Origin of the sequence: Sphingomonas segetis (genome assembly GCF_009720245.1) — a bacterium.
GTDB classification, from domain to species: domain Bacteria; phylum Pseudomonadota; class Alphaproteobacteria; order Sphingomonadales; family Sphingomonadaceae; genus Sphingomicrobium; species Sphingomicrobium segetis.
Genome location: NZ_WJSQ01000108.1, coordinates 1 through 9,247, shown reverse-complemented (window position 1 = coordinate 9,247; position 9,247 = coordinate 1). Strand labels below are relative to the sequence as shown.

10 protein-coding genes are annotated in these 9,247 nt (G+C 68.5%); 8 read left to right on the top strand and 2 right to left on the bottom strand.

What is annotated here, in order from left to right:
* Together GH737_RS10520 and GH737_RS10515 are read right to left on the bottom strand one after the other, a co-directional pair.
* The coding region (locus GH737_RS10520; RefSeq protein ID WP_155264777.1) for a serine hydrolase domain-containing protein at nt 1-840 on the bottom strand (840 nt) is incomplete at its 3' end.
* Between the two features lie 56 nt (nt 841-896).
* Nucleotides 897-1,280, bottom strand: a complete 384-nt coding sequence (locus GH737_RS10515) for a hypothetical protein (RefSeq protein WP_155264776.1) — start codon at nt 1,278-1,280, stop codon at nt 897-899.
* A gap of 81 nt (nt 1,281-1,361) precedes the next feature.
* Between GH737_RS10515 and GH737_RS10510 the strand changes: the two genes are divergently transcribed.
* The 8 genes from GH737_RS10510 to GH737_RS10475 form a co-directional block, all read left to right on the top strand.
* The gene (locus GH737_RS10510; protein WP_155264775.1) at nt 1,362-1,604 is read left to right on the top strand and encodes a hypothetical protein; all 243 of its coding nucleotides are present in this window, start codon (nt 1,362-1,364) and stop codon (nt 1,602-1,604) included.
* Nucleotides 1,601-2,371 (top strand): Gldg family protein, encoded by a 771-nt coding sequence (locus tag GH737_RS10505; RefSeq protein WP_155264774.1) that lies wholly within the window; start codon nt 1,601-1,603, stop codon nt 2,369-2,371. Before GH737_RS10510 ends, GH737_RS10505 begins: the two co-directional genes overlap by 4 nt.
* A gap of 232 nt (nt 2,372-2,603) precedes the next feature.
* Nucleotides 2,604-3,092 (top strand): division/cell wall cluster transcriptional repressor MraZ, encoded by a 489-nt coding sequence (locus tag GH737_RS10500; protein WP_155264773.1) that lies wholly within the window; start codon nt 2,604-2,606, stop codon nt 3,090-3,092.
* Nucleotides 3,089-4,045: a 16S rRNA (cytosine(1402)-N(4))-methyltransferase RsmH gene (gene rsmH / locus GH737_RS10495; protein WP_155264772.1), complete on the top strand. Its 957-nt coding sequence runs from the start codon at nt 3,089-3,091 to the stop codon at nt 4,043-4,045. The genes GH737_RS10500 and rsmH overlap by 4 nt, the downstream gene beginning before the upstream one ends.
* Nucleotides 4,042-4,782, top strand: a complete 741-nt coding sequence (locus GH737_RS10490; protein ID WP_155264771.1) for a hypothetical protein — start codon at nt 4,042-4,044, stop codon at nt 4,780-4,782. Before rsmH ends, GH737_RS10490 begins: the two co-directional genes overlap by 4 nt.
* Nucleotides 4,779-6,506, top strand: coding sequence for a peptidoglycan D,D-transpeptidase FtsI family protein (locus tag GH737_RS10485; RefSeq protein WP_155264770.1), 1,728 nt, complete (start codon nt 4,779-4,781; stop codon nt 6,504-6,506). Before GH737_RS10490 ends, GH737_RS10485 begins: the two co-directional genes overlap by 4 nt.
* A gap of 4 nt (nt 6,507-6,510) precedes the next feature.
* The gene (locus GH737_RS10480) at nt 6,511-7,926 is read left to right on the top strand and encodes a UDP-N-acetylmuramoyl-L-alanyl-D-glutamate--2,6-diaminopimelate ligase (protein WP_155264769.1); all 1,416 of its coding nucleotides are present in this window, start codon (nt 6,511-6,513) and stop codon (nt 7,924-7,926) included.
* A 163-nt stretch (nt 7,927-8,089) separates the two neighbouring features.
* A partial coding sequence (locus GH737_RS10475) for a UDP-N-acetylmuramoyl-tripeptide--D-alanyl-D-alanine ligase (protein ID WP_155264768.1) occupies nt 8,090-9,247 on the top strand: 1,158 nt, incomplete at its 3' end.

Below are 9,247 nucleotides of genomic sequence, written 5' to 3'. Positions count from 1 at the left end.
GGCCTGCGCCGGCAGGCCCATTCCGCCGCGGCCCTGCACCGCGCCGGCGAGCGAGCGGAGCAGACGGTTCATGTCGTCGGCGGTCGATGCGATGTTGCCGGCGCCGAACGTCACGTCGACCCACGAGGCCGGAGCGAGCGGAACGCCGAGCGCGAACGGCATTTCGTCGGCGGCCTCATAGCCCTGCGCGTAAAGCGTCCGGTCGGCGGCGACGATCGCCCCTCGCGAGCGCTGCATGCCGAGCGGCACGAACAGCCTCTCGTGCAGCACGAGCGCGAGCGGCTTGCCGGCGAGATGCGCAATGAGCTTGCCGAGGATGTCGTAGCCGGTGTTCGAATAATGCCAGTGCTCGCCCGGCGCGTAAGCGGTCCACAGGCCGCCGTCGGGGAAGGCCGGGGCATCGCCGGGAATGCCGGCGGTATGGTCGAGCAGATGCTGGACCGTGATCGCGTTCCCCTGCGGAAGCGGGATCTCGGGAAGCAGGGCGCTGATCCGGTCGGTCAGCCGAAGCCGGTCCTCGGCGACGAACTGGTGGAGCACCGCGGCGTTCATCAGCTTGCTGATCGAGCCGACCTGGAACAAGGTGTCGCCGGTGATCGGCGTCCGCGCCGCGGCATTGGCGAAGCCGAAGTTCATCGCCGTGCCGAAGCCGCCCGGCATGGTGACGCCGAGCGTCATCCCGGGCAGGCCGAAATGCTTGACGTGCGCGTCGCCGTAGGTCCGGATCGCCGCCAGAGTGGCAGCGAGCTTCGGGTCCTGCGCGAGAGCAGGCGAGGCGAACTGGCTGCCGAGCGCGACGCTCAGCGCTCCGCCGGTAAATGCGCGCCTGCTGATCAGCATCGGAATTTCCCCTCCGCGGCCGCTGTCCCGGGCCGCGGAAGGAGAGTCAATTCGCGTCAGGCTTTGCAGGACTGCGCCGGATGTCCCGGGACCGCGACCGTCGCGCTCGGGGCGGTCGGCGAGCCTTCGATCGAATAACCGCCCTCGCCGGTCATCGGCTGACCCGCTTCCGCGGCGCCGACATGGACCAGCGGCGCATCCTTGCCGGCGCGGACGTTGGCCGATTTGTTGTCGGACAGCCAGTCGATCGTCACGACGCTGTTGTCGGCGCAGCGGTAGAGCTTCGTCGCGATGATCGACGGCGGCAGTTCGACATTCGCATTGGCAGCGCTGTTCGTCTCGCCCGTGTCCGGGCCGGCGATGATGGTGTGGTTTTCCTTGTTGCAGCCGGCTAGCGCGGCGGCCGCAGCAAGCGTGAGGAGGAGGGGGGTGCGAGTCATGACCGCCACTTCGCGACCGGAGCCGGAGCCGTCAAGGCTGTTCGCTTGCATATTGTCGAAGCGGGACATAGCTTTGTCGAAGTGAGGGCCCAGAACGCCGGCAGCAGCGCGCAGCGCATCCGCATCGGGTTGACGGGTCTGGCCTTCGCCTTCCTGCTCGTGCTGCTCGGCTCGATCGTCAGCCGCTCGAGCCACGACGACACGGCGAACGCCGTGCAGCAGGCCACCACCAACGAACCGAGCGAGCCTCTGGCCGAGCTCGGCGTCGCCCCTGGCGCGTCCGAAGGCGCGACCAACAACGACGCGGCCGCGAACAAGCAATGAGGGTTGCGCGCGGTCGCGCGCTGCTCACTGCCGGCGTGCTCTTCATCGTTGCTGTCGCGCTTGCTGTAATGCTTGCGCGCCGGGCAACGGATCGTCCGCCGCCGCGGCCAGCGGCCGAGCGCCCGACTTTGCTCGTGCTCACCGGCCTGCCGTTGATGTTCGGCGAGGATTTCTCGGTGGAGCGGAACGGCTCGCCGGCGCTGGACGCGCTCGAGAAGCGCTATCGCGTAATTCCGATCAGCGTCACCGATCCGGCGGAGCTTGCGAAGGGGCGGCTGCTGATGATGGCGCAGCCGCGGGCGCAGCCGGCCGAGGATCTGGTGGCGCTGGATGCATGGGTGCGCGGCGGCGGGCGCGTGCTGCTGCTCGCGGATCCGATGCTCGAATGGCCGAGCGAGCGGCCGCTCGGCGATCCGCTGCGCGCGCCGCGGATGTTCATGGACACCGGCCTGCTCGCGCATTGGGGGTTGCGTCTCGACGCTCCCGACGAACGCGGCGCCAGCGTCCTGAAGCTGGGCGGGTTCGACGTGCTCACCGTCTCGCCGGGACAGCTGTCCGGCGGCTGCGACATCAGTCCCGACCGGCTGGTCGCGCAGTGCCGCATCGGCAAGGGCCAGGCGTCAGTAGTCGCCGACGCCGACCTGCTCGATGCGGATCGGCTGGGCTCCAGCGCCGCGCGGAATCTCGATGGGCTGCTCGCCGAGCTTGAGTCGATCGAGCACCGGCGATTCGCTAAGCAACAGACTTATCCACAGGGGAGAGGATGAAGAACAAGGACGGAACACGGTGTTCCGGATGCCGCGAAAAGCCGCTGAAATCCGCCAATCACCGCAGTTTCCCATAAAATCCCATCAAATCCCATTGTATCCCCTAAGCTCTTGAGTTACCTACAGGGGCTGTAGCGCGGGGGGCTAACCCGTTGATTCGAACCTGGAGCGGCGCGCGTGACGACGCGCGATTCCGCGAACGGAGCCGCTTGCGCTGCGAAGGGGAGTGGAAGTGGCGCTAGAGCATCTGTTTCAGGGCAGCGCGCTGAACGCGGTCGACGGGAAGGGCCGCGTCTCCATCCCCGCATTTCTCCGCTCAGTCATCGAACGCCGCGGAGATGCGCGCACCATTGTGCTCGCCAAGCACGAAGCGTTTCCCTGCCTCAGCGCCTACGACCCCGGCTATGCGGCGCTCAAGCATTCCAAGCTCGAGCGGCTGCTCGAGAAGGAAGAGACGAACCCCGACGCCGAGCTCGAATATCAGCAGCGCAACCTGATGGCCTTCGCCGCCACGGAGGAGGTTCCCTACGACAGTTCCGGCCGCATCCTCATGCCCCCGATGATGCGGCGGAAGGGTGAGATCGGCGATCTCGCCCTCTTTCTCGGCACCGGAGAGACGTTCCAGATCTGGAACCCGCAGCGGCTCCTCGACGACCCGCGCATCCCGGACGACCTCAAGGACATCGCCCGCTTCCGTCTCGAAGAGCGGGGGGCGTCATGACCAGCACCGGCGCGAAACAGGCCCCACATGTGCCGGTGCTGGTCAGTGAAGTAATCGGCGCACTCGCCATTCACGGCGGCGACACGGTCGTCGACGGCACTTTCGGAGCGGGCGGCTACACGCAGGCCATGCTCGCGGCGGGGGCGGGACGGGTGATCGGCTTCGATCGCGACCCCGAGGCGATCGAAGCCGGGCGATCGCTCGTCCCGGACCCCCGCCTCACCCTTGTCGAGGAGCGGTTCAGCCAGATGGACCGCGCGCTCGCCGATCGCGGCATCGCACATGTCGACGCCATCGCGCTCGACATCGGTGTCAGCTCGATGCAGCTCGACCGAGCCGAACGCGGCTTTTCGTTCCAGGCCGACGGCCCGCTCGACATGCGCATGAGCAAGTCCGGGCTGACCGCCGCGGAATTCCTCAATTCGGCCGACGAGGCCGAGATCGCCCGGGTCCTGCGCGACTATGGGGAGGAGCCGCGCGCCCGGGCGATCGCCCGCGCCATCGTCGCCGCAAGACCGGTCGAGCGAACCGCCGAGCTGGCCGCCATCGTCCGCCGCGCCGCCGGTTTCCGTCCCGGCCAGAAGAGCGATCCCGCAACCCGCACCTTCCAGGCGATCCGCATCCATCTCAACGCCGAGCTCGACGAGCTCGAGGAGGGACTCGACGCCGCCGAGCGTGCGCTGCGCCCGGGCGGCCGGCTCGCCGTCGTCACCTTCCACAGCCTCGAGGACCGGATCGTCAAACGCTTCTTCCGCGAGAGGAGCGGAGGATCGCCCGCCGGTTCGCGACACCGTCCCGCGCTTGTCGACCCGGCCGAACCGACGTTCGAGCGGGTCGCGAAGCCGGTATCCCCGACGGAGCGCGAGCTGGCGGCGAATCCCCGCGCCCGCTCGGCGCGGTTGAGGAGTGCCGTCCGCACTTCGGCCCCACCCCGCAAGGAAAGACTGCAATGAGCGCTCGAAGCTTCGGCTCGCTGTTCATGGTCGCCAGCTGCGCCGGCGCGGCGCTCGGCTGCTACCTCGTCTCGCTCCGCGTGGCGTCCGAGCGCTCGGCGCTCGAGAGCGTCGAGACCAGGATCATGCTCGCCCAGCGCGATCTGCGCATGCTGCAAACCGAAATCGGGACTCGCGGCCGCCTGTCGCAGCTCGAGCGCTGGAATGCCGGCGCCTTTGCGCTGTCGGCGCCCGCCGCCAACCAGTTCCTCGAGGGCAGCTTCGAGCTCGCACGGCTCGCCCGGCCGGACCATCAGGTCGACTTCAAGGCGCCCGTGGTGCTCGCCTCGGCGCCCGCGCCCGAGCCGGAGAAAGCGCCGCTCGGCGAGGCTCAACCGGACGAATCCGGCGCAGCGTCGGCGGTGCCGCCGAGCGCCTTGCTCCACGAAGCCAGCCTCAAGACCGAGACGCGCGAGGTCCCGGCAAGAACGGCCGTCGAATTGCCCCGAACGGCCGGGATGAAGTCCGCAGACAAGCCGGTTACGGCGGCGAAGCCGGCGCACTCCAGGGCTGCGGATAGACCGGGCCTCGCGGCCGCCCAATCCACGCCCACCGAACCAAAGAAATCGGTGGATAAGCCGGCACTTGGCAACGCCAGGCCGGTGACAAGGAAGGTCGAGATTGCGAAGACCGACCCGCTTGCGCCGCTGCCGCGCAAGCATGCCGCGCAACCCAAGGAATCACCACCCGGCCGATGAACGCTCCGCAGCCCGCTCTCGTCGCGCCCCGGCCCGAGCGGCTCCGACTCGTCGGCCAGCGCCGGCAGATGCTCGCCGTCATGCATCAGCGCCTGATGTTCGGCATGGTCGTCTATGGCGGCCTGATCGCGCTGATCGCGCTGAGGATCCTTTACCTTGCGGCTTTCGGCGATCACGCCGGTCGCAAGGAGGAGCTGACCGCCTTCATTCCGGAACGCGGCGACATCCTCGACCGAGACGGCCAGCCGCTGGCACGGACGATCGACGCGTGGACTGTCGCGGTGCATCCGACCAAGGTCATCGGCGACAAGCTCGAGCTCGCGCGCAAGCTCGCCCAGCTGATGCCGGAGCGCACGACCGAGCAGTATTTCGCGATGCTCCGCTCGGGAAAGAGCTTCTTCTACCTGCGCCGCCGCGCCTCGCCCGAGCTGGTCGAAGCGGTGAACGCGATCGGCGAGCCCGGCCTCGCGCTCGACCGCGAGGCGGACCGGCTCTACCCGCAGACCAGCCTTGCCGCGCACGTGCTCGGCTTCACCAACATCGACGGCCGCGGCGGGGCCGGAGTCGAGCGCGCTTTCGACGATTATCTCTCCGACCCCGCCAGCCGCGGGAAGCCGCTGGTCCTGTCGATCTCGAGCCGGGTCCAGCAGGCGCTCCAGGCCGAGCTCGGCGAGGCGATGAACCATTTTTCCGCGATCGGTGCCGCCGGGGTGGTGATGGACGTGCGGACCGGCGAAATCCTCGCGATGACGTCGCTGCCTGCCTTCAACCCGAACGTGCCGGGGCAGGCGACGCCCGAGCAGATGTTCAACCGCGCGACGCTCGGCGTGTTCGAGCTCGGCTCGACCTTCAAGCCGTTCACGCTCGCGATGGCGATGGATTCCGGCGTCGTCTCCGGACCGGGCCAGATTTACAACTGTCCCGACACGCTCCCCGCCTACGGCCACGTGGTTCACGACACCCACCCGTTCGGCCGCCAGTGCTCGGTCGCCGAGATCATGATGGAAAGCTCCAACATCGGCATGGCGCAGATGGCGGACCAGCTCGGCAAGGAACGGCAGAAGGCGTGGCTCAAGAAGATGGGCTTCCTCGACCGCGTCGAGATCGAAATCCCCGAGCGCGGGCGGCCGCTGACTCCCGGCTCGCGGTGGGGCCCGTTCGAAACCATGACGATCGGCTTCGGCCAGGGCATCGCGGTTGCGCCGCTGCAGCTGGCGATGGGCTATGCGACCCTGTTCGACAACGGCATCTATCACCCGCCGACCATCCTCAAGGTCGGCCCCGACCATCCGCTCCACCCCGGACGGCGCGTGTTCAGCGCCGACACCAGCTACCGCATGCGCGCGCTGCTCCGCCTGGTGGTGATGAAGGGCACGGGCAGGAAGGCCGACGCGCCCGGCTATCGCGTCGGCGGCAAGACCGGCACCGCGCAGAAAATCATCAACGGCCGCTACAGCCAGTCGATCAACATCACCAGCTTCGCCGGTGTGTTCCCGATGGACGACCCGCGCTATGTCATCGTGGTCATGCTCGACGAACCCAAGGCGACCAAGGAAACCTACGGCTTCACCACTGCCGGCTGGAACGTGGCGCCGGTTGTCAGCCGCACGATCAGCCGGATCGCGCCGATGCTCGGCGTCGCTCCGAACATGCACCGCGAACCCAATTTGTCGGAGGTGCTGCCGTTCGTCCAGGAAGACAAGCACAGCGCGAAGAAGGACTGACGGCGTGAACTTGCGGGATATCGCCGAAGTCGATTCCGATTCCGAGGTCACGGGCTTCGCGATCGACCATCGCAAGGTTGCCAGGGGCAGTGTCTTCGGCGCCTTCCGGGGTGCGGTGTTCAACGGCGAGGATTTCATTCCCGACGCGGTCCGTCGCGGCGCCGTCGCCGTGGTGGCGCGCCCCCAGGCGGAGGTCCCCCAGGTCCCGCATCTCGCCGATCCCGAGCCGCGGCGGCTGTTCGCGGAGCTCGCGTCGAAATTCTACGCGCCTTATCCCGACACCGTCGTCGCGGTCACCGGCACCAACGGCAAGACCTCGACGGTCGAGATGACACGGCAAATCTGGCGCATGTCGGGCCACCGCTCGGCGTCGATCGGGACGCTCGGCGTGACCACCTCGGACGACCAGGTGAAGACCGGCCTGACTACGCCGGACATCGTCACTTTCCTCCACAACATGGCCGGGCTCGAGCGGATGGGAACGACTCACGTCGCCTACGAAGCGTCGAGCCACGGCCTCGACCAGCACCGCTGCGAAGGCGTCCCGCTCGCTGCCGCCGCCTTTACCAACTTCAGCCGCGACCATCTCGATTATCACCAGACGATGGACGCTTATTTCGAAGCCAAGATGCGGCTGTTCGAGGAGCTGCTTCCCGCCGGCAGTCCGGCGGTGGTGTGGACCGACGATTCGAAATCCGAAGAGGTGATCGAGCGCTGCTCGCGCCTCGGGCACAAGGTGCTGACGGTCGGCCGCAGTGGCGATACGATCCGGCTCGTCGACCAGAGCGCGACTCCGCTCGGCCAGGCGCTTCTGCTCGAATATGAAGACCGCAGCCTCAAGCTCTCCCTGCCGCTGATCGGCGCCTACCAGGCCGCCAATGTGCTGGTCGCCGCAAGCCTGACGATGGCGACGGGACTCGGCTTCGACCGCGCCTTCTCGGCGATGCAGCGCGTCTCGCCGGTGCGCGGGCGGCTCGAGCGCGCGGTGATCAGCCGCGCCGGCGTGCCCGTCTACATCGACTATGCCCACACCCCCGACGCGCTCGAAGCCGCCGTCGCCGCGCTGCGCCCCCATGTCGACGGCCGGCTGATCACCGTCTTCGGCGCCGGCGGCGACCGCGACCAGGGCAAGAGGCCCGAGATGGGCGCCGTCGCCATCCGCATGTCCGACGTGGTGATCGTCACCGACGACAATCCCCGGAGCGAGAACCCGGCGCACATCCGCTCGGCGATCATGGCCGGCGCGCCCGGGGCTACGGAAGTCTCCGGCCGGCGCGAAGCGATCGCCGAGGCGATCCGAATCGCGCGGCCGGGCGACATCGTGCTCGTCGCCGGCAAGGGCCATGAGACGGGGCAAATCGTCGGCGACCGAGTACTTCCGTTCGACGATGCCCTGGTCGCGCGCGAGTGCGCGGCGTGAGGGGGCGGGCAATGTCCAATCCTCCCCAGGCTCTCGGCTGGAGAGGGGAACCATCCAACGAAGATTGGATGGTGGAGGGGTCATGGCTCCGCATGAGTTACCCCTCCACCATGCTCCGCATGGTTCCCCAACCCACGAGCTTCGCTCGCAGGGAGGAACGTCAATGACCGCCCTCTGGACCTCGGACGAAATCGCGGCCGCGACCGGCGGCGCGGCAAGCGCGTCCTTCGAAGTCACCGGAGTCACTTTCGACAGCCGCGAAGTGGGGCGCGGCGACTTGTTCGTGGCCATGCCCGGCACCGTCCATGACGGCCACAAGTTCGTCGATGCCGCCTTCGCCGCCGGCGCTGCCGGATGCATCGTTTCCCAACCCGTCGACGGTCCGCATGTGCTCGTCGGCGATGGTTTCGCCGCGCTCCAGGCGCTCGGCCGCGCGGCGCGCGAGCGGGCACAGGCCACGATCCTGGGCGTCACCGGCTCGGTCGGCAAGACCAGCACCAAGGAAGCGCTCTACGCCGCGCTCGATCGCAACCGGCCGGGCAGGGTCCATCGTTCGGTCAAGAGCTACAACAACCACACCGGCGTGCCGCTGAGCCTCGCGCGCATGCCCCGCGACGCCGAGCTCGCAGTGCTCGAAATGGGCATGAACCATGCCGGCGAAATCGGCGCCCTGACCGCGCAGGTCCGCCCGCACCTCGCGCTCATTACCGCCATTGCGCCCGCGCACATCGAGAATCTCGGGTCGGAAGAGGCGATCGCCGACGCCAAGGCCGAGATTTTCGAAGGGCTCGAGCCCGACGGCATCGCCATTATCCCCAACGACACGCCGTACCGCGGCCGGCTGGTGAAGGCGGCGCGGCGGCACGCCGACCGGATCATCACTTTCGGCAGCGGCGATGCCGACGTGCACGCGATCCACGCGGTCACCGCCGAAACCGGGGGAAGCCTGATCAGCGCCGCGCTTCTCGAGCGCGAGCTGACCTTCACCATCTCCCAGCGCGGCGAGCATTGGGTGTCCAACGCGCTTGCCGTGCTCGCCGCCGTCGAAGCGATCGGCGAGGACGTCGCGGTGGCGGCGCTCGCGCTCGCCGATCTCGGCGGCCTCAAGGGCCGCGGCGAGCGCCACGTCATCGAGCTCGACGGCGGCGAGCTGGTGCTGATCGACGAGAGCTACAACGCCAATCCCGCGTCGATGGCCGCGACGCTCAAGAGCCTCGGCGCCGAACGCGAAGCCAAGCGGCGGATCGCGGTGCTCGGCCCGATGCGCGAGCTCGGCGAGCATAGCGGAGCGCTCCACGCCGGCCTCGCGCCGGCGGTCGTC